The organism is Phytobacter diazotrophicus, assembly GCF_052061655.1.
GTDB classification, from domain to species: domain Bacteria; phylum Pseudomonadota; class Gammaproteobacteria; order Enterobacterales; family Enterobacteriaceae; genus Phytobacter; species Phytobacter diazotrophicus.
In genome coordinates, this window is sequence record NZ_CM125428.1 from 5,457,264 (window position 1) to 5,476,601 (window position 19,338).

Annotated in this window: 18 protein-coding genes; 6 read left to right on the plus strand and 12 right to left on the minus strand. The window is 52.8% G+C overall.

All coding sequences use genetic code 11. The features are described 5' to 3' along the window. Positions 1-39 precede the first annotated feature (39 nt). The 4 genes from wzzE to trxA form a co-directional block, all read right to left on the minus strand. Positions 40-1,086 carry an ECA polysaccharide chain length modulation protein gene (gene wzzE, locus ACS0RQ_RS26395; RefSeq protein ID WP_071195547.1) on the minus strand — a complete coding sequence of 349 codons (1,047 nt, stop codon included), beginning with the start codon at positions 1,084-1,086 and terminating at the stop codon, positions 40-42. Between the two features lie 13 nt (positions 1,087-1,099). Next, positions 1,100-2,203 carry a UDP-N-acetylglucosamine--undecaprenyl-phosphate N-acetylglucosaminephosphotransferase gene (gene wecA, locus ACS0RQ_RS26400; RefSeq protein WP_039077012.1) on the minus strand — a complete coding sequence of 368 codons (1,104 nt, stop codon included), beginning with the start codon at positions 2,201-2,203 and terminating at the stop codon, positions 1,100-1,102. 244 nt (positions 2,204-2,447) lie between these two features. Beyond that, positions 2,448-3,707, minus strand: coding sequence for a transcription termination factor Rho (gene rho, locus ACS0RQ_RS26405; RefSeq protein WP_023479599.1), 1,260 nt, complete (start codon positions 3,705-3,707; stop codon positions 2,448-2,450). Between the two features lie 340 nt (positions 3,708-4,047). Continuing rightward, on the minus strand, positions 4,048-4,377 hold the full coding sequence (trxA, locus tag ACS0RQ_RS26410; protein ID WP_039077011.1) for a thioredoxin TrxA: 330 nt from the start codon (positions 4,375-4,377) through the stop codon (positions 4,048-4,050). 150 nt (positions 4,378-4,527) lie between these two features. Here trxA and rhlB point away from each other — a divergent pair, with 150 nt between their 5' ends. Together rhlB and gppA are read left to right on the plus strand one after the other, a co-directional pair. Continuing rightward, positions 4,528-5,793, plus strand: coding sequence for an ATP-dependent RNA helicase RhlB (gene rhlB / locus ACS0RQ_RS26415; RefSeq protein ID WP_047372315.1), 1,266 nt, complete (start codon positions 4,528-4,530; stop codon positions 5,791-5,793). 5 nt (positions 5,794-5,798) lie between these two features. Then, on the plus strand, positions 5,799-7,283 hold the full coding sequence (gene gppA, locus ACS0RQ_RS26420) for a guanosine-5'-triphosphate,3'-diphosphate diphosphatase (protein ID WP_271850788.1): 1,485 nt from the start codon (positions 5,799-5,801) through the stop codon (positions 7,281-7,283). A gap of 38 nt (positions 7,284-7,321) precedes the next feature. Here gppA and rep read toward each other — a convergent pair whose 3' ends face one another. Then, entirely contained in the window at positions 7,322-9,343 is a 2,022-nt protein-coding gene (rep, locus tag ACS0RQ_RS26425; RefSeq protein ID WP_271850787.1) for a DNA helicase Rep, read from the minus strand. A 111-nt stretch (positions 9,344-9,454) separates the two neighbouring features. On the opposite strand from rep, the gene ppiC (ACS0RQ_RS26430) reads away from it, so the two are divergent. Together ppiC (ACS0RQ_RS26430) and ppiC (ACS0RQ_RS26435) are read left to right on the plus strand one after the other, a co-directional pair. Then, positions 9,455-9,736 (plus strand): peptidylprolyl isomerase PpiC, encoded by a 282-nt coding sequence (ppiC, locus tag ACS0RQ_RS26430; protein ID WP_039077007.1) that lies wholly within the window; start codon positions 9,455-9,457, stop codon positions 9,734-9,736. 51 nt (positions 9,737-9,787) lie between these two features. Then, on the plus strand, positions 9,788-10,069 hold the full coding sequence (ppiC, locus tag ACS0RQ_RS26435; RefSeq protein WP_039077006.1) for a peptidylprolyl isomerase PpiC: 282 nt from the start codon (positions 9,788-9,790) through the stop codon (positions 10,067-10,069). 114 nt (positions 10,070-10,183) lie between these two features. Here ppiC (ACS0RQ_RS26435) and ACS0RQ_RS26440 read toward each other — a convergent pair whose 3' ends face one another. From ACS0RQ_RS26440 to ilvC, 3 genes are all read right to left on the minus strand, one after another. Next, complete coding sequence (locus ACS0RQ_RS26440) at positions 10,184-10,561, minus strand: DUF1360 domain-containing protein (RefSeq protein ID WP_271850786.1); 378 nt, start codon at positions 10,559-10,561, stop codon at positions 10,184-10,186. Then, positions 10,539-10,997, minus strand: a complete 459-nt coding sequence (locus tag ACS0RQ_RS26445) for an Rrf2 family transcriptional regulator (RefSeq protein WP_271850785.1) — start codon at positions 10,995-10,997, stop codon at positions 10,539-10,541. The genes ACS0RQ_RS26440 and ACS0RQ_RS26445 overlap by 23 nt, the downstream gene beginning before the upstream one ends. 186 nt (positions 10,998-11,183) lie before the next feature. After that, positions 11,184-12,659 carry a ketol-acid reductoisomerase gene (ilvC, locus tag ACS0RQ_RS26450; RefSeq protein ID WP_071195545.1) on the minus strand — a complete coding sequence of 492 codons (1,476 nt, stop codon included), beginning with the start codon at positions 12,657-12,659 and terminating at the stop codon, positions 11,184-11,186. A gap of 152 nt (positions 12,660-12,811) precedes the next feature. Between ilvC and ilvY the strand changes: the two genes are divergently transcribed. Continuing rightward, positions 12,812-13,702, plus strand: a complete 891-nt coding sequence (gene ilvY, locus ACS0RQ_RS26455) for an HTH-type transcriptional activator IlvY (protein WP_071195544.1) — start codon at positions 12,812-12,814, stop codon at positions 13,700-13,702. Between the two features lie 10 nt (positions 13,703-13,712). After that, positions 13,713-14,102 carry a hypothetical protein gene (locus tag ACS0RQ_RS26460; RefSeq protein WP_271850820.1) on the plus strand — a complete coding sequence of 130 codons (390 nt, stop codon included), beginning with the start codon at positions 13,713-13,715 and terminating at the stop codon, positions 14,100-14,102. A gap of 34 nt (positions 14,103-14,136) precedes the next feature. Here ACS0RQ_RS26460 and ACS0RQ_RS26465 read toward each other — a convergent pair whose 3' ends face one another. The 4 genes from ACS0RQ_RS26465 to ACS0RQ_RS26480 all read right to left on the minus strand — a co-directional run bounded on the left by ACS0RQ_RS26465 (position 14,137) and on the right by ACS0RQ_RS26480 (position 19,335). Further along, the gene (locus ACS0RQ_RS26465; protein WP_271850784.1) at positions 14,137-14,841 is read right to left on the minus strand and encodes a DUF2461 domain-containing protein; all 705 of its coding nucleotides are present in this window, start codon (positions 14,839-14,841) and stop codon (positions 14,137-14,139) included. Between the two features lie 105 nt (positions 14,842-14,946). Beyond that, entirely contained in the window at positions 14,947-16,491 is a 1,545-nt protein-coding gene (gene ilvA, locus ACS0RQ_RS26470) for a threonine ammonia-lyase, biosynthetic (RefSeq protein WP_039077000.1), read from the minus strand. Positions 16,492-16,493: 2 nt separating this feature from the next. After that, positions 16,494-18,344, minus strand: a complete 1,851-nt coding sequence (gene ilvD / locus ACS0RQ_RS26475; protein WP_271850783.1) for a dihydroxy-acid dehydratase — start codon at positions 18,342-18,344, stop codon at positions 16,494-16,496. 61 nt (positions 18,345-18,405) lie between these two features. After that, complete coding sequence (locus ACS0RQ_RS26480) at positions 18,406-19,335, minus strand: branched-chain amino acid transaminase (protein ID WP_271850782.1); 930 nt, start codon at positions 19,333-19,335, stop codon at positions 18,406-18,408. Positions 19,336-19,338: the final 3 nt, after the last annotated feature.

Genomic DNA, 19,338 nt, shown 5'->3' on the forward strand with positions numbered 1-19,338 from the left:
AGGTAATGAAGGCACGAAGCCTTCATCTTAGATTGCGTGTCAAAATGATCGACGACGCGTTAATGCAACACCAGCTCCGATGAGTGCCCCTACCACACCCCACATGATCATCAGGAAGGCACGACGCGGGCTGTCGCGTTTTACCGGTTCTTCAGGTGTGCGCAAATATCGATAAGTCTGAAAGCGGGGATCAAGCGTAGGGCCCACATTCAGCGTATTAAGCATGGCTCGGTTTTGGAAGTAGTCCAAATCGTACTCAGGCCCTACCGCACGCAAATTTTCCAGGCGCGCCTGCAACATTGGGCGGCCTAACAAAAACATCTCAGAATCCGGCAGTTCATCCACCGGGACTTCTGTTTCGCTGCGGGAGATATTGTGTTCTTCTGCCACTTTCAGCGCCTGCTCAACGCTACTCACGCGGCGATTAAAAAGGGTATTGGCAACCTCTTCCTGACGCTTCACCTGCGCTTTCATCTGGATAGTACGAGCCGCCCATGCTCCTTTAAGCTCATCGTTGAGATGGCGTGCAGCGCGCTGGCTGGCAAAAGCCACATACTGACGCAACAAATTATTAGCATCAGGCGCAGTTTCAGCCGTCAGTTTGACATTGTCATTAAGGTTACGCGTCACATCGCCCGGCGTGTACTGGATGTAGTTGATTAAATCATCCAGCATTGCGGCGTCTGCTTTGCTGTTACCGACTTTCCGCTGCTTGAAATAGTCCGTCTGCATCCAGAAGTCACGCCGTGTATCCCATGACGCCAGTTGCATCACAAACTCTTTATACGCTTCATCCATGACAGAAATCTGGTCTACAGGTGCGAGACTCGCTTTAACGTCCAGGTTACGCAGGAACTGTTGTTGTGAATAATAGCCACCCAGCATGTTTACCGTGGGACGATCGGTGATGGCTGTTGCCCCCCACTCCTGACGAGCAAAGAATGTCCACGTTAAGGCGATTAACGCAAACAGTAGCGCAATCCCGCAAATCCATAATTTTCCGGCCCATAAAGTACGAAAAAGACCACGAATATCCAGCTCGTTTTCCGTACCCGCTGAAGGTGTTCCCGACAATGGTTGAGTCATCGCTTTCCCAGATTTACTTGGTTAAGGTTGGTTTGTGACCGCTATTACGGCGCATTCTGCGCTTCACACGCTTTATCAACCGCGCCACTTTCCATGCGCGTTTGATGCAGTAGCCATATAAGAAAAAGGATAGCAAAAATAATGCCAACATCACCCATTCAGGAATGAAGTGAAGATATTCGGTTAATACACCAACCGACGCCAGCAGCGCCGCGGCAAGTGTAATCAACACAAAGGCCTGCCGTGAGGTAAACCCGGCGCGCATAATAAGATGGTGAATATGCTGGCGGTCCGCGGAGAACGGACTCATCCCTTTACGCAAGCGACGATACATGATCGCCACCATATCCATTAATGGGATCGCGATAATCCACAACGCGGTAACCGGGCTTATAGGGTGGGTCTTACCCTGCGTAGTCTCAAGCAAAATCCAGATAAGTGTGAAACCGATAAAGGTACTGCCGGCATCGCCCATAAAGACTTTATAGCGCCGCCCCAGTACGCCGAGGTTCAACATGATGTACGGCAGGATCGCGGCAATCATGGCAAAGCACCACATCGCGAGGCTGATTTGACCATCAAACCACAAGATGATGCCGATTGCGGCAAAGGAGACGCAGGACAATCCTCCCAGCAAACCGTCAATACCATCAACCATGTTGAAGGCGTTAATGGCAGCCCAAACGGCAAAGAGCGTCAGCAGATACCCAAAGGGCCCCAGCACCATTTCCCAGGTACCAAAGATGTAGCCCAGACTGCTGAGGTAAAGTTTACCAACCGACATCATTACGATCGCAATAATTGCCTGAATCATTGCGCGAATTTTGACACTGATGTCGTAGCGGTCATCGAGCGCGCCCACGAACACCAGAATCCCGGCGCAGCACAGATACAGCACCGCATGGGGAATGTAGTAATCAGCAATGCCGAAGGTAAAGCAGATACCGGCGAACACTGAGATGCCCCCAACCAGCGGAATCAAACCCTGATGCCGTTTACGAAAGTTGGGCTTATCCACCAGACCGACACGCTTCGCCATTTTTCGGGCGAAAAATAAAAACGCGGTCGTGAATAAGAAAATACTGAATAATTCAGTAAACGCAGTGAGTAAATTCACAATGCATGCTCTCAGCGAATGTTAATCCTGGCAGTATAACGACGATGCCTCGCTCCAAAAAGAAGAAAGCAGGTCATTCACAGGCGTTTTAGTATGTTTCTTAAGCAAGCAGAATAGTGTGATTGCTTAGGTATTTGTGTTGAGCTGGCCTGTAGCGGACGGTGCCTGTCCCAATGCATATAGCGTATAGTCCACAAATGAAAAACGCCACGTAAAAACGTGGCGTTTCCTGGCTTTATTTCTATTAAGAGCGTTTCATCATGTCGAAGAATTCATCGTTCGTCTTCGTCATCGCCAGTTTATTAATGAGGAACTCCATCGCGTCGATTTCACCCATCGGGTGAATGATTTTGCGCAGGATCCACATTTTCTGCAGCTCTTCTTGCGTGGTGAGCAGCTCTTCTTTACGGGTACCGGAACGGTTGTAGTCGATAGCCGGGAAGACACGTTTTTCAGCGATCTTACGGGAGAGATGCAGCTCCATGTTACCGGTGCCTTTAAACTCTTCGTAGATAACTTCATCCATTTTGGAGCCGGTGTCGATAAGCGCAGTAGCGATAATGGTCAGGCTACCACCCTCTTCCACGTTACGTGCAGCACCGAAGAAACGCTTCGGACGGTGCAGGGCGTTGGCATCCACACCACCGGTCAAGACTTTACCGGAAGCGGGAACCACGGTGTTATACGCACGCGCCAGACGGGTGATAGAGTCGAGCAGAATGATAACGTCTTTCTTGTGCTCAACCAGGCGCTTAGCCTTCTCAATCACCATTTCCGCAACCTGAACGTGACGAGATGCTGGTTCGTCGAAGGTGGAAGCGACAACTTCACCTTTAACCAGACGCTGCATCTCGGTCACTTCTTCCGGACGTTCGTCGATGAGCAGAACCATCAGTACGCAATCCGGGTGGTTGTAGGCAATGCTCTGCGCAATATTCTGCAGCAGCATCGTTTTACCAGCTTTCGGCGGTGCAACAATCAAACCACGCTGACCGCGGCCAATTGGCGAAGCCAGGTCCAGGACACGTGCCGTCAAATCTTCGGTAGAACCGTTACCCCGTTCCATGCGCAGGCGAGAGTTCGCGTGCAGCGGCGTTAAGTTCTCGAACAGAATCTTGTTACGCGCGTTCTCCGGCTTGTCGTAGTTAACCTCGTTAACTTTCAACAACGCAAAGTAACGTTCACCCTCTTTTGGAGGACGAATCTTACCAGAAATGGTGTCACCAGTGCGGAGGTTGAAACGGCGGATTTGGCTGGGGGATACGTAGATGTCATCAGGACCGGCGAGGTAGGAGCTGTCTGCGGAGCGGAGGAAACCAAATCCATCCTGCAGAATCTCCAGCACACCGTCGCCAAAGATATCTTCGCCACTCTTTGCGTGCTGCTTCAGGATGGCAAAAATAATGTCCTGCTTGCGCATACGGGCCAGGTTTTCCAGCCCCATATTTTCGCCGAGAGTGATCAGCTCAGAAACCGGCGTATTCTTTAATTCGGTAAGATTCATAGTGGTGTGGGTTCTTAAACTCGGGGTAAAACTCGAACTTAATGTTGTGAATGGTATGGCAGGGTCATCCATGCCTGTTAACGGCCATCACTTATGTCCAATCGCTGCCTGGTCAAAGGTAAATACGCAGAACTGAAACGACAAGACGGAAAAATGATAAGCCCGGAATCTATCCACTTCTCTCGCGAGGCAAAGCTCAGCGGGAAGCGTCGGGTAACACAAGATTCAAACTACAAGGTATGTTTACAACGAAGTCAAAACTAAATTAGCACGACTGAAGCCGGGCGTCCAGCGATCCACATAATTTAGAAGGCTGGCGCACCGGCTGAGATTCGAGGAGTTACGCCAGATTAGCGTCCAGGAACTCTTTCAGTTGACCTTTGGACAGCGCGCCCACTTTGGTCGCAGCCACTTCGCCGTTTTTAAACAGCAGCAGGGTCGGGATACCACGGATACCGTACTTCGGCGCAGTACCTGGATTCTGGTCGATATTCAGCTTCGCGACGGTCAGTTTACCTTCGTATTCGCTAGCGACTTCATCCAGGATCGGGGCGATCATTTTGCACGGACCGCACCACTCTGCCCAGAAATCGACGAGAACCAGCCCGTCCGCTTTGAGTACATCCGTGTCAAAACTATCGTCAGTCAGGTGAATAATTTTATCGCTCATATATAACTCCACAGGAATAAGCCTGGTGTGTTGGTGTTGGTGTAGCATAAAACAGCATCGTGTTGATGCCACATTAACCAACTAAAGGTTGACTTTATTTCACCGGATACGCTTTCGTAAAGCAATAGTAAGCTGATATTCTACCACACTATGAGCAAAACACATTTAACTGAACAGAAGTTTTCCGACTTCGCCCTGCACCCTAAGGTGATCGAAGCCCTTGAAACTAAAGGGTTTCATAATTGTACGCCCATACAGGCACTGGCTCTCCCGCTGACGCTGGAAGGTCGTGATGTTGCAGGGCAGGCGCAAACCGGTACTGGCAAAACGATGGCGTTTTTAACGTCAACGTTTCATTATCTTCTTTCTCATCCGGCGATCGATGATCGCAAGGTGAATCAGCCGCGCGCGCTTATTATGGCGCCAACCCGTGAATTGGCTGTGCAAATCCACGCTGATGCTGAACCGCTGGCGCAGTCTACCGGCATGAAGCTGGGCCTGGCTTATGGCGGCGACGGTTATGACAAGCAGTTAAAAGTGCTTGAGAGCGGCGTCGATATTCTTATCGGCACCACCGGTCGCCTTATCGATTACGCAAAACAGAACCATATTAACCTGGGCGCGATTCAGGTCGTGGTTCTCGACGAAGCCGATCGCATGTACGATCTGGGCTTTATCAAAGATATCCGCTGGTTGTTCCGCCGCATGCCTCCGGCAACTGCGCGTCTGAACATGCTTTTCTCCGCCACACTCTCTTACCGTGTTCGCGAACTGGCTTTCGAGCAGATGAACAACGCTGAGTACGTGGAAGTCGAACCGGAGCAGAAAACAGGCCACCGTATTAAAGAAGAGCTCTTCTACCCTTCTAATGAAGAGAAGATGCGTCTGCTACAAACCTTAATCGAAGAAGAATGGCCGGATCGCGCTATCGTCTTTGCCAACACCAAACACCGTTGTGAAGATATCTGGGGCAGCCTTGCCGCAGACGGTCATCGTGTTGGTTTGCTGACTGGCGATGTCGCACAGAAAAAACGCCTGCGTATTCTCGATGAATTCACCCGCGGCGATCTGGATATTCTGGTCGCAACTGACGTTGCCGCGCGCGGTCTGCATATTCCTGCTGTGACACACGTATTCAACTACGATCTGCCGGATGACTGTGAAGACTACGTCCACCGTATTGGCCGTACCGGTCGTGCTGGCGCCAGTGGTCACTCTATCAGCCTGGCGTGTGAAGAATACGCACTGAACCTACCGGCGATTGAAACATACATTGGACACTCTATTCCGGTCAGCAAGTACAATCCGGATGCCCTGTTAAGTGATCTGCCACCCGCGAAACGCCTGACGCGTACGCGTTCTGGCAATGGTCCGCGCCGCAGCGGTGCACCACGTAATCGTCGTCGTTCAGGTTAAAAAATATGCTCGCTTCCGCCTCGCTCTATGCGGCTATTGATTTAGGCTCAAACAGTTTTCATATGCTGGTTGTGCGCGAGGTGGCTGGAAGCATCCAGACGCTTACCCGCATCAAACGTAAAGTTCGCCTGGCAGCAGGTTTGAGCCAGGAAAACGTGCTTTCACAGGAAGCAATGGAGCGCGGCTGGCAGTGTCTGCGCCTTTTTTCGGAAAGGCTTCAGGATATCCCTCCGGCACAAATTCGTGTCGTCGCCACGGCGACGCTTCGTCTGGCAGTCAATGCCGGTGAGTTCATCAGCAGAGCGCAGGAGATCCTCGGCTGTCCGGTGCAGGTCATCAGCGGCGAGGAAGAAGCCCGTCTTATTTATCAGGGCGTTGCGCATACAACAGGCGGTTCCGATCAGCGGCTCGTTGTCGATATTGGTGGCGCCAGTACAGAGCTTGTTACCGGAACTGGTGCCCAGGCGACATCGCTGTTCAGCCTGTCCATGGGCTGTGTAACCTGGCTTGAGCGTTTTTTCACCGACCGTAATCTTGGGCAGGAAAATTTCGACGCTGCGGAAAAAGCCGCGCGCGATGTTTTACGCCCGGTTGCTGATGAACTTCGCCATCACGGCTGGCAGGTCTGTGTTGGTGCTTCCGGTACCGTACAGGCATTGCAGGAAATCATGATGGCCCAGGGGATGGATGAACGTATCACCCTGCCCAAACTCCAGCAGTTAAAACAGCGGGCCATCCAGTGCGGGCGTCTGGAAGAGCTGGAGATTGAAGGCCTCACGCTGGAACGTGCGCTGGTTTTTCCGAGCGGGCTGGCTATTCTCATCGCCATTTTCACCGAAATGAATATCCAGAGTATGACGCTGGCTGGCGGCGCGCTGCGCGAAGGGCTGGTCTATGGCATGCTGCATCTGGCCGTTGATCAAGATATCCGCCGTCGCACGCTGCGTAACATCCAGCGCCGTTTTATCATCGACACCGACCAGGCGAAACGCGTATCCACCCTGGCGACACAATTTGCCAGCGCGGTCGCTCATGAGTGGGATTTAGATGCATATAGCATCGAAATTCTGCAAGTTGCCAGCGAATTGCATGAAATTGGCCTGAGCATTGAATTTAAACAGGCGCCGCTGCACGCAGCATGGCTGGTACGCAATCTGGACTTACCTGGGTTTACGCCAGCACAGAAAAAGCTGCTCGCAACGCTGTTATTAAACCAGACTAACCCGGTTGATCTCTCTTCTTTGCATCAGCAAAATGCCGTCCCACCGAGAGTGGCGGAACATCTTTGCCGCTTACTGCGTCTGGCGATTATTTTTGCCAGCCGTCGCCGCGACGATCTTCTACCTGACATTGATATTTCTGCCAAAGGGGAAGCATTGACCCTGGTATTACCGCACGGCTGGCTGGAAAGTCATCCGTTAGGGGCAGAAGTCATTGAACAGGAAAGTCAGTGGCAAAGTTACGTTCACTGGCCGCTTGAGTTGAAATAAACCGTTCCTGCCTCTCCAAACCGGGAGAGGCGGGAAAATCATTTCTCTTTCGCTTTCGCCATCATCGCCCGTATATTGGCGATACTGGCCTGACCCTTATGCATCCTTTCTTCTGCCGTAATGACCTTACGCTCTTGCTCCCAAATCACATCATCTTGCGGCAATTCCAGCAAGAAGCGGCTCGGTTCAGGGCGCACCAGTTCACCATACTGACGGCGCTCTTTGCATAAGGTGAAGATCAGTTCTTTCTGCGCGCGAGTAATGCCCACGTAGGCAAGGCGACGCTCTTCATCAATATTATCTTCATCAATACTGCTTTGGTGCGGCAGGAAACCTTCCTCCATCCCCACCATAAATACATACGGAAACTCCAGCCCTTTTGAGGCGTGTAACGTCATCAGTTGCACTTGATCCGACTCTTCATCGCTTTCACCGCGCTCCATCATGTCACGCAGAGTAAAGCGGGTAACAACCTGGTCAAGCGTCATCGGCTCGTTAAGCTCATCGCCTTCCAGCATCTCTGTCATCCAGGAAAAGAGCGTGTTGACGTTTTTCATCCGCATTTCAGCGGCTTTCGGGCTGGGTGAGGTCTCAAACAGCCAGGATTCATAATCAATATCATGAATCAGATCGCGCACGGCGGCGATCGGCTCCCGCTCGGCCAGACGCTGGATCTCGCCAAGCCAGTGGGTAAAACGGGTCAGCGATTCATAGCCACGCCCGGTCAGGGTCTGCGTTAGCCCCATATCAAAGCTGGCGGCAAATAAGCTCTTATTGCGTGTTGTGGCCCACTCCCCCAGCTTTTGCAGCGTTGCAGGGCCAATTTCACGTTTCGGCGTATTCACTACCCGCAGGAATGCGCTGTCATCATCCTGATTAGTCAGTATGCGTAAGTAAGCCAGCAGATCCTTGATCTCGGGGCGCGAGAAAAATGATGTCCCCCCGGAAATACGATACGGGATGCGGTTTTGCATCAGGAATTTTTCGAACACACGCGACTGGTGATTGCCGCGATAGAGGATGGCGTAATCCTTGTATTCCGTCTTGTTGATAAAGTGATGAGCTATCAATTCCCCGGTCACACGCTCCGCTTCATGTTCCTCATTATTCGCCGTCAGAACCTTAAGCTCAGCGCCATAGCCCAGCTCAGAGAAAAGGCGTTTTTCAAACACATGGGGATTGTTCGCAATCAGGATGTTTGCGGCTTTCAGAATGCGTCCCGATGAGCGGTAGTTTTGCTCAAGCTTTATCACCTGCAATGCCGGAAAATCTTCGTTCAGCAGCACAAGGTTTTGGGGACGCGCGCCACGCCAGGAATAAATGGACTGGTCATCATCGCCCACAACGGTAAAGCGCGCTCGCTGCCCGACCAGCAGCCTGACCAGCTCATATTGGCTGGTGTTGGTGTCCTGATACTCATCCACCAGCAGATAGCGGATTTTGTTCTGCCAGCGCTCGCGCACCTCTTCATTACGCTGTAGCAACAGTGTCGGTAACAGAATCAGATCATCGAAGTCGAGGACATTGCACGCTTTCAGATGTGCATCGTAAAGACCGTAGCAGTGGGCAAAAATACGATCCCGTTCGCCCATCGCTTTTGCCGCTGCCTGGGAAGGCGTCAGCAGATCGTTTTTCCAGTTGGAGATCGTCGAGATCAGCTGCTGCAGCACCACTTTGTCATCGTCGATCAACCCTTCGGTCAGCTCTTTGAGCAGCGCCACTTGATCGGTATCGTCAAAGAGGGAGAAATTGGATTTCATTCCCAGTGCGGCAAACTCCCGCTTAATAATATCCAGGCCCAACGTGTGGAATGTTGAAATCATCAAACCACGTGCTTCTTTACGGCCAAGCGTCTGCGCCACACGTTCTTTCATTTCGCGCGCAGCTTTGTTAGTAAAGGTGACCGCCGCGATATGCCGCGCCTGATAGCCGCACTCCCGAATTAAGTGGGCAATTTTATTGGTGATCACACGGGTTTTACCCGAGCCAGCACCCGCCAGCACCAGGCAGGGACCGGTAACAAATTCGACAGCTTGTTGTTGGCCAGGATTTAAACGCATGGGGGTATTGCTCAATCTTCGAACGGGGGGAGGATTGTAGCAGAAAGCCTGCCAGAGATTTACCCGCCAATGGTAAAGTGTGGAGACTTCTCTCAACTACGGAACGCGAACATGGCGAAGACAGCGGCAGCGCTGCATATTCTGGTGAAAACCGAAAAACTGGCGCAGGAAATTATGGCTAAGCTGGAGAAAGGCTCAAGTTTCGACCATCTGGCAAAGCGTTATTCCTCCTGCCCTTCGGCACGTAACGGCGGCGATCTGGGTGAATTCAAACAAGGTGTAATGGTTGGGCCTTTCGATAAGGCCGTATTCAGTTGCCCCTTGTTACAACCTTTCGGTCCGGTTAAAACCAGGTTTGGTTATCACATCATCAAGGTGCTATATCGCCGCTAACGCGTGCTACTATTGCGCCCGGATTTATCCCAACCTCATCAAGGCGCAATCATGGCAAAAACAGCGGCAGCAATGCATATTCTGGTGAAAGAAGAGAAACTGGCACTCGATCTTCTTGAACAGCTTAAAAATGGCGGCGATTTCGAGAAGCTGGCAAAAAAACACTCAACTTGCCCTTCTGGCAAGAAAGGCGGCCACTTAGGCGAGTTTAAGCAGGGTCAGATGGTGCCGGCTTTCGATAAAGTGGTCTTCTCCTGCCCTGAGCTGGAGCCTACCGGTCCGCTGCACACCCAGTTCGGTTACCACATCATCAAAGTGCTGTACCGGAAATAAACAACAACGCCTTCTCCAGGAGAAGGCGTTTAGTGTTTGCACCCTCTCCCCGTGGGAGAGGGCCGGGGTGAGGGCACCAGCGTGCTCCGTAATTAGCCAGCGACGCCGGTTTTTTTATTTCTGCGATTGCAGCGTCTTTTGCGCTTCGAATTTCATGACGTGTGTGCTGACAGCCGCCTGAAAAACTTTAAACATCAGGCCATTAATCAAGGTCGTCAGGGTAATGGTGATAAACGCCGTCATCACCCAATCAATCAGCGCAAAACCACTTTGCAGTAACGCCGGGCGATAAACCAGCATCCCGCCAAATACCACCCAATGACTCAGGCAATAAAAGCACTGGAAAAGGTGCCCCATCATTGCGTTCTTTTTAGTAGTCCATTCACGAAATGCGGCAAACAATTCTGTTTGCGTGACCGTCATGGAGATGCTGCTGGCAGCAAGGGCGATCATCAGGCAGGTCGTCAACTCAGTCATTATTGTGGAAAACATGGTTATGGCCCTTTTCATTGAAGTAACTGATAAATTCTTCCCCCACATCCTGCAACGTCAGGTTTTTAAAGCGCTCCAGGATCAGCGACTGCGCATCCGCAAGCGTGGATGACATCACCCGGTTAACCCCTTGTTCAACCAGGCACTGGGGATTCTCGCTACGATTTCCCAAAGCAAACAGCGCCGGGGAACCTAAAGCGATATAGATATCGTAGAGAGTAACTTCGCTGGCGGGGCGACAAAGCCGCCAGCCACCGTGATGCCCTTTTGTCGCACACACAATCTGGCTTTCCCGCAGCCCGGCAAGAAGCTTACGTATAAATGCCGGGTTGCCGTCGATAAAAGCAGCCATCTGTTCCGATGTCATCGGTTTATCCGCCTGCTCCATGTGAAGCAGGATGTGTAGCGTTGCTGAGAATGAGTTATTTATTTTCATGTAACTTACAATATTACATAAAAATTTAAATAACAATCATGCCAGTGAAAACTCATGGCAGGAGACGAATATCTTATTGATATGGAATGTTTTTTAGATGTAAAAAAACCTGACGGCGTATCCGCTCATCAGGTTTTTAAACAGGAAGTGGCAAGTCAGATCAGCAAAAAGCGACCCGACGCCTGGTTAGCCCGCAACAGCGATACGTTTCATATCGGTCATATAGCCACGCAGTTTCTTACCAACGGCTTCAATCGGGTGAGCCTGAATAGCCTCGTTAACATCACGCAGTTGCGCGTTGTCTACGGAACCTTCGGCAATAGCCTGGCCCAGGTCGCCGGTCTGCAGGGTGGTCATGAACTCTTTCAGCAGCGGTACGCAAGCATAAGAGAACAGGTAGTTACCGTATTCGGCGGTATCAGAGATAACCACGTTCATTTCGTACAGACGCTTACGGGCGATGGTGTTGGCAATCAGCGGCAGCTCGTGCAGTGACTCGTAGTATGCAGACTCTTCGATGATGCCCGATGCCACCATGGTTTCGAAGGCCAGCTCAACGCCCGCTTTCACCATCGCAATCATCAGAACGCCTTTATCGAAGTACTCCTGCTCGCCAATTTTACCATCGAACTGGGCTGCGGTTTCGAACGCGGTTTTACCGGTCTCTTCACGCCAGGTCAGCAGTTTCTTATCGTCGTTCGCCCAGTCCGCCATCATGCCGGAAGAGAATTCGCCGGAGATAATGTCATCCATATGTTTCTGGAACAGCGGCGCCATAATCTCTTTCAGTTGTTCGGACAGCGCGTAAGCACGCAATTTTGCCGGGTTGGACAGACGGTCCATCATCAGCGTAATACCGCCCTGTTTCAGCGCTTCGGTGATGGTTTCCCAGCCGAACTGAATCAGTTTTTCTGCATATGCCGGGTCAGTACCTTCTTCCACCAGCTTGTCGAAGCACAACAGAGAACCCGCCTGCAGCATACCGCACAGAATCGTCTGCTCGCCCATCAGGTCAGATTTCACTTCCGCAACGAAGGAAGACTCCAGCACGCCGGCACGGTGACCACCGGTCGCCGCAGCCCAGGCTTTGGCGATGGCCATACCTTCGCCTTTCGGATCGTTCTCCGGGTGAACCGCGATCAGGGTCGGAACACCAAAACCACGTTTGTACTCTTCACGGACTTCGGTACCCGGACATTTCGGGGCTACCATCACAACGGTAATGTCTTTACGGATCTGCTCGCCCACTTCCACGATGTTAAAACCATGGGAGTAGCCCAGCGCCGCGCCGTCTTTCATCAGCGGCTGAACAGAACGCACAACATCAGAGTGCTGTTTGTCCGGCGTCAGGTTAACCACCAGGTCAGCCTGCGGGATCAGCTCTTCGTAAGTCCCAACTTTGAAACCGTTCTCGGTCGCTTTACGCCAGGAAGCGCGTTTTTCGGCAATCGCTTCTGCACGCAGTGCATAGGAGATGTCCAGACCGGAGTCACGCATATTCAGCCCCTGGTTGAGGCCCTGCGCGCCACACCCGACGATGACCACTTTTTTACCCTGCAGGTAACTTGCGCCATCGGCGAATTCGTCGCGCGCCATAAAGCGACATTTACCCAGTTGCGCCAGCTGCTGGCGCAGATTCAGTGTATTGAAGTAGTTAGCCATGGTGATTCCTCGTCGTGTGTCGTGCTTTTGTTATTCGGTTCGCTGTATTGCGAGAATGTACCCACATTACAACAGGAAATGTGTTGCTTAAATTGATATATTAACAATGTGACATTGCAATTTATGCAACGTAAAAATGTGGAGTCTGTCTCATGGATTTACGTGACCTGAAAACCTTCCTGCATCTGGCGGAGAGCCGCCATTTCGGCCGCAGTGCGCGCGCCATGCACGTCAGTCCCTCCACGCTTTCAAGGCAGATCCAGCGTCTGGAAGAAGATCTTGGCCAGGCGCTATTTGTTCGCGATAACCGCACCGTTACGCTCACCGAAGCGGGTGAAGAGTTGCGGGCATTTGCTCATCAAACTTTATTGCAGTATCAGCAACTGCGCCACGCCATCGATCAGAAAGGACCGTCACTGTCAGGCGAGTTACATATCTTCTGCTCGGTCACGGCAGCCTACAGCCATCTGCCACCGATTCTCGATCGCTTCCGCGCCGCGCATCCTTCGGTAGAAATTAAGCTCACCACCGGTGACGCTGCCGATGCGATGGAAAAAGTGGTGACAGGGGAAGCCGATCTGGCGATTGCCGGTAAACCGGAAACACTGCCTGGCGCAGTGGCATTTTCGATGCTGGAGAATCTGGCGGTGGTGTTGATTGCCCCGGCGCTGCCTTGCCCTGTTCGCAGCCAGGTCTCTGTGGATAACCCTGACTGGGCTACGGTGCCGTTTATCATGGCGGATCAAGGTCCTGTACGCCGCCGCATTGAACTCTGGTTTCGTCGCCATAAAATCAGTAACCCGTCGATTTATGCGACAGTAGGCGGCCATGAAGCGATGGTCTCCATGGTAGCACTCGGTTGTGGCGTGGCGCTCATCCCTGAGGTGGTGCTGGAAAATAGCCCCGAACCCGTACGCAACCGTGTCATGATTCTGGAGCGCAGCGATGAAAAAACCCCCTTCGAACTGGGCGTTTGCGCACCGAAAAAGCGGCTACACGAGCCTCTGATTAATGCATTCTGGGAAATTGTTCAGGCTAAATAAGGAGAAAATGATGCGTATCCAGGTCCTGTTGTTAACCGTAGCCATTGCGGTATGTTGCACAGCCCAGGCTAAACCAAAGGGCGTTACCGTACAGGATGTAAAACATCTGGCGCTGAAACAGTGCCTGGTGACGAATTACCAGGCCCGAACGCCAGAAGGCACGCAATCAGCCCCCTCGCAGGACGCATCATTCCTTGTCGAGAGCTACGCATTAAGCAATGCCGGTGTCTGGGACGAATTTCAGAAATTCGTCGCTAAAGAGACGCAAAATTTTGATCAGCTAACGATGTCGTTACACCCCGACCATGCTCAGACCGCCAATAACGTGCTGGCGCAATGCATGAAATTTTATGAATCGGACAAGCTGGATAAGTATGTACGAGGGACAGTGATGAAGTGACACAAGGGGTGCCCCTTCTCACTTATCCTGGTATTTATAAATCATCGGGATCGATTTGTTTCATCGTTTCCACAGTCATCAGCCACTGATACAGCGGTTCCAGTTGACGAAACCCTTCGGCCAGCAGATTCACCAACCCGGCGTGGAACAGCTTTTCCACGTCGTTATCGGTCACCATCACCGCGAATGTTTTGCACTGATACCAGTTGGCAATCGCCGGATCGAGATCTTTCACAAGCGGCCGCTTATAACGCTCAGCCTCCAGCGCAAACGGCGACTGGCAGCATTCATCGGCTATCTCCAGAAATTGTGCCGGACGCTGCTTCAACGTATGGCGAAAAAGGTCCATCGTTGATTTGCTGGCGCTGTAATACCCCAGGCCATAGCGCAGGGTGTCCGGGCTGATCTCAAAAAAGTAAACCGGCGCGTCCGTCCAGTTCTTTGCCGGGCGTTTGAAGGTCAGCCACATCCGGCTGCGATAAAGGGATTTGTCGTGAGAGAAACGGGTATCGCGATGAATGCGCGACAAGGTCTTACCAATCGCGGAGCGTGTTTCCAGCAGCGGATCAATTTCCAGCATCGTGGGAGCCAGGTCGTCCACCAGCGCACGAAAAGGGGTAAGGATACTGCGGTCATAGATAAAACGATGCTCTTCAAACCAGGTCTTGTCGTTTTCGATGCGGACTTGCTGGAGGAAGTCGAGCCCTTCCTGAGCAAAGCCCTGAAAGCGTCCTGCCATGTGCTTCACCTGTTTTAGCGGAAATGTTCTGCTGCATTATGCCGCCGTGCTCGCCAGACAAACAAGGCACGAAATATCGTGCCTTGTTTTTTTAAGAGCCTGACGCTAGCCCGCAAGGAAGAAGCGAAATGCCGGGTTGTTGGTCTCATCATGGCAATCGTAGCCAAGCTCATTGAGGCGAGTTTCAAAATCCGGCTCATGGTCGCCCAGTTCGAACGCCGCCAGCACGCGACCGTAGTCAGTACCGTGGCTACGGTAGTGGAACAGCGAGATATTCCAGTGAGTACCAAGCGTGTGCAGGAATTTCAGCAGCGCACCGGGTGATTCCGGGAACTCGAAGCTGAAAAGACGCTCGGTAAGCGGTTTCGAGGGACGACCTCCGACCATATAGCGCACATGCAGCTTCGCCATTTCGTCATCAGAAAGGTCCACCACGCTGTAACCGCCTTCGTTCAACAGTTGCAGGATCTCTTTGCGCTCTTCCAGTCCGCGGCTTAAGCGCACGCCCACGAAAATACAGGCATCTTTCGCATCGGCAAAACGGTAGTTAAATTCCGTGACGGAACGTCCGCCCAATAGCTGACAGAATTTCAGGAAGCTACCTTTCTCTTCCGGAATGGTGACGGCCAGCAGCGCTTCGCGCTGTTCGCCCAGCTCACAGCGCTCAGAAACGTAACGCAAACCGTGGAAGTTCACGTTGGCACCAGACAGGACATGCGCCAGACGCTCGCCACGGATCTTGTGCTGAGCGACATATTTTTTCATCCCTGCCAGCGCCAGGGCGCCAGAAGGTTCAGCCACCGCGCGTACGTCCTCGAACAGGTCTTTCATGGCCGCGCAGATGGCGTCGCTGTCGACGGTGATGATGTCGTCAAGATATTCACGGCACAGACGGAACGTCTCATCGCCAATACGTTTAACGGCAACCCCTTCGGCAAACAGACCTACTCGTGGCAGGTCGACAGGATGTCCGGCATCCAGCGCCGCTTTCAGACAGGCGGAATCTTCTGCTTCCACAGCGATGACTTTGATTTGCGGCATCAGTTGTTTAATCAGTACGGCTACCCCAGACGCCAGACCGCCGCCGCCGACGGGTACGAAAACGCGGTCAATGTGGGCATCCTGCTGCAGCAGTTCCAACGCCAGCGTGCCCTGACCGGCAATCACCATCGGATGATCAAATGGCGGCACCCAGGTAAACCCCTGTTGCTGAGAGAGTTCAAGTGCTTTGGCTTTTGCCTCATCGAAGTTCGAACCATGCAACAGCACTTCTCCGCCAAAACCGCGCACCGCATCCACTTTGATTTCCGCAGTTGCAGTCGGCATCACGATCAACGCTTTGACACCAAGTCGGGCAGAAGAGTAGGCCACGCCCTGCGCATGGTTGCCTGCCGATGCGGTAATCACGCCACGGGCTTTCTGCTCGGCGGTTAAACCCGCCATCATGGCGTAAGCGCCACGAAGCTTAAAGCTGTGCACCGGCTGACGGTCTTCACGCTTCACCAGCACAATATTGTCGAGGCGCGAAGAGAGTTTTTCCATTTTCTGCAGAGGGGTAACCTGCACCGCTTCATAGACCGGTGCACGCAGCACCGCCCTGAGATACTCGGCCCCCTCAGGGGAGCCGGATAGGGGTTGTGAATCAGCCATAATTAGCCACCCAGTTTTGATTTATCGCGCACCGCGCCTTTATCTGCGCTGGTGGCGAGGCTGGCATATGCACGCAACGCGAAGGAAACCTGACGTTCGCGAGATTTCGGCGTCCAGGCCTGAGCGCCACGGGCTTCCTGCGCTTCACGACGAGCCGCAATTTCGGCATCGCTCAGTTGCAGTTGAATACCCCGGTTCGGGATGTCGATGGCGATCATGTCGCCATCTTCAATAATGGCAATATTGCCACCGCTCGCCGCTTCCGGAGAGACGTGGCCAATGGAGAGGCCAGATGTACCGCCGGAGAAACGGCCGTCAGTGACCAGCGCACAGGCTTTACCCAGGCCCATCGACTTAAGGAACGTCGTCGGGTACAGCATCTCCTGCATGCCCGGCCCACCTTTTGGCCCCTCGTAACGGATAACAACAACATCACCCGCCACAACCTTACCACCGAGGATCGCTTCTACCGCATCATCCTGGCTTTCATAGACTTTTGCCGGGCCGGTGAATTTCAGGATGCTGTCATCCACGCCTGCGGTTTTTACGATGCAGCCGTTTTCAGCGAAGTTACCGTACAGTACGGCCAGACCACCGTCTTTGCTGTAGGCATGTTCCAGAGAACGGATACAACCCTCAGCGCGATCGTCATCCAGCGAATCCCAGCGGCAATCCTGCGAGAAAGCCTGAGTCGTACGGATACCGGCAGGGCCCGCGCGGAACATTTTTTTCACCGCCTCGTCCTGTGTTACCGTGATGTCGTACTGCTCCAGCGTCTGCGGCAGTGTCAAACCGAGTACGTTTTTCACGTCGCGGTTCAACAGACCTGCGCGATCCAGCTCACCGAGGATCCCCAGTACGCCACCGGCACGATGCACATCTTCCATATGGTATTTCTGCGTGCTCGGCGCCACCTTACACAACTGCGGCACTTTGCGGGACAGCCTGTCGATATCACTCATGGTGAAATCGATTTCGGCTTCTTGCGCTGCCGCCAGCAGGTGCAGAACGGTATTGGTAGAACCACCCATCGCGATATCCAGTGTCATGGCGTTCTCAAACGCCGCTTTGCTGGCGATATTGCGTGGCAGCGCGGAAGCATCATCCTGCTCGTAGTAGCGTTTGGTCAGTTCAACGATGCGCTGGCCTGCGGTGAGGAATAACTCTTTACGATCGGCATGGGTCGCCAGCAGCGAGCCATTGCCCGGCTGAGAAAGGCCCAGCGCTTCGGTCAGGCAGTTCATTGAGTTAGCGGTAAACATACCGGAACAGGAGCCGCAGGTCGGACAGGCAGAGCGTTCAACCTGCTCGCTTTGCGAGTCGGATACTTTCGGATCCGCGCCCTGAATCATCGCATCAACCAGATCGAGCTTGATGATTTTATCGGAAAGCTTGGTTTTACCAGCCTCCATCGGGCCACCGGAGACGAAGATCACCGGAATATTGAGGCGCAGTGACGCCATCAGCATCCCCGGGGTGATTTTGTCACAGTTGGAGATGCAAACCATGGCATCCGCACAGTGGGCATTCACCATGTACTCAACGGAGTCAGCGATCAGTTCGCGTGATGGCAGTGAATAAAGCATGCCGCCGTGACCCATGGCGATACCGTCATCCACGGCAATGGTGTTGAACTCTTTTGCCACACCGCCGGAGGCTTCAATCTGCTCAGCAACCAGTTTACCGAGATCGCGCAGGTGCACGTGCCCCGGCACGAACTGGGTAAACGAGTTCACGACAGCAATGATCGGCTTACCGAAATCGGCGTCTGTCATCCCGGTTGCGCGCCACAGCGCGCGGGCGCCCGCCATATTGCGGCCATGAGTGGTGGTGGCGGAACGGTATTTAGGCATGCTTTATTTACTCCCAGTCTGTCTACAAAACAGGGCGGTGCGTGCCGCCCTGTCGTTTTGTTTATTGATTAACTTGATCCAACCAGCCCCATTTATCTTCGGTTTCACCGGTGAAGAGGCCAAAGAATGCTTGCTGAATACGTTTGGTGACCGGGCCACAGCGACCTTCGCCCACCTGAATACCATCTACGCTACGAACCGGCGTGATTTCTGCTGCGGTGCCAGACATGAATACTTCATCGGCCAGGTACAGAGATTCGCGGGACAGGGTCTGCTCGCGAACTTCAATGCCGAGTTCTTTAGCCAGTTTGATGATCGCATCGCGGGTGATGCCCGGCAGAGCGGAAGAGGTAAACGGCGGAGTGAACAGCACGCCATCTTTCACTTCGAACAGGTTTTCCCCCGCGCCTTCTGAAATATAGCCGTTCACGTCGAGCGCAATACCTTCCTGATAACCGTGACGACGTGCTTCGCTGCCAACCAGCAGAGAAGAAAGATAGTTACCACTGGCTTTTGCCGCAGTCGGGATGGTGTTCGGTGCAACGCGGTTCCAGGAGGAAACCATCGCGTCGATCCCCTGCTCCAGCGCTTCTGCGCCGAGGTATGCCCCCCAAGGGAAAGCTGCGATGATCACATCAGTGGTATAACCTTCCGGCGGGTTAACACCCATACCTACATCACCGACAAACACCAACGGACGAATATAGGCGCTGGTCAGGTTATTTTTGCGAATCACCTGACGGCAGGCTTCCATCAGTTCATCAACACTTTGAGAAACCGGGAAGCGGTAAATTTTGGCTGAATCACGCAGACGTTGCATGTGTTCACGATGACGGAACACCACCGGCCCTTTGTGCGAGTCATAGCAACGGATACCTTCAAACACGGAAGTACCGTAATGCAGGGCGTGGGACATTACATGAACCTTCGCTTCTCCCCACGGAACCATCTCGCCATTGAACCAAATGTAATCAGCTTTTTTCGTCGTCATTTT